The following is a 1071-nucleotide window of genomic DNA, read 5'->3' as shown; positions in this document are numbered from 1 at the left end:
GTTGGTAGTAATTTGACTTAAGATTTTAATATTCAATTTTCCTATTAAAAAATCTACAATTTAAATGTCAGAAATAATATAATCTAATATGAGGATGCAAGGAAGAATATTGAACTATAAAATTCCATTAATTTTAATCATTTATATTTTGACAAGTTGTATTAATGATAAAAACTTTAATACTAAAGAAGAATTGAACAGTACAAAAAATAATAAATATCAAATTATTAAAATAGATAGTAATACAAATCTTATTAGATACTATGACAAAAATGGATCACTTTCTGAAGAGGGAAAGTTTATCAACGATAGTATAAAAATTGGTAAATGGTCAACTTATGAAAATAACCAACTTACAATTCAAAGAGAATTTATATACGTTAATAACTCAGTAACTCCTTTTGTAAAAAATCAAGATTACATTAACCAATTTTGGCTAATCGATGAAAATGGAGAAGTTGCGGGTGGATCATTTTATGAAATAGACGAAATAAAGGATGAATATGATTTAGGCGAGTCCATACCTATTACAATCTTCACACCGTGGGCGTATTTTAATGAATTAGATTCAGAATTATATTTTATATATTCTACTAAAGAAGAATTTGATAATGGTATAACCAATAGAGATGAAATTAATTATGACACAATTTGGAATGTTGCTAAACGTTATCCGGATAGCTTTGACACAATTGACAAAGCTGATAAGTTTCATATAATATTCGTAATAAAACCTGAGAAAGCTGGGGATTTTAAACTAAGTGGAATTGTAATTGAAGAAGCTAAAGACTTTAGTGAAAAAGATTCTTTATACAGATATAGAGAAATGTTTTTAGAAATAAGTTTTAAAGTGAATGATACTATCGATTTCTGACTAAAAAACTACTACCAACACCGGCTATAAGTAATGCGGGATAAGTCGCTAAATCCAAACTTTTTGCTTGTTTTCCGCTCGCAATTTGTATCTTTAGTCGAGAAAATAATAAACATAAAAATGGCTCGCTTGACACCGTGCGAAGTTTAAAACTCTTGCTTTTGAACTCCCGCACTACTCATAGCCTGGACCGTTGT

The 1071-nt window shown here is 28.4% G+C and carries 1 protein-coding gene; it reads left to right on the top strand.

What is annotated here, in order from left to right; all coding sequences use genetic code 11:
* Positions 1-94 precede the first annotated feature (94 nt).
* A complete protein-coding gene (locus G3567_RS13170) occupies positions 95-874 on the top strand; it encodes a hypothetical protein (protein ID WP_164005781.1) in 780 nt (259 codons plus the stop codon).
* The last annotated feature ends 197 nt before the right edge of the window (positions 875-1071 follow it).

The sequence above is a fragment of the Psychroflexus aurantiacus genome (assembly GCF_010820555.1).
GTDB lineage: Bacteria > Bacteroidota > Bacteroidia > Flavobacteriales > Flavobacteriaceae > Psychroflexus > Psychroflexus aurantiacus.
This window is presented reverse-complemented; position numbering and strand designations above follow the sequence as displayed.

Excerpts from the sequence above, each read along its gene's own strand:
- G3567_RS13170 (WP_164005781.1), top strand. The coding sequence starts at position 95 with ATGCAAGGAAGAATATTGAACTATAAAATTCCATTAATTTTAATCATT.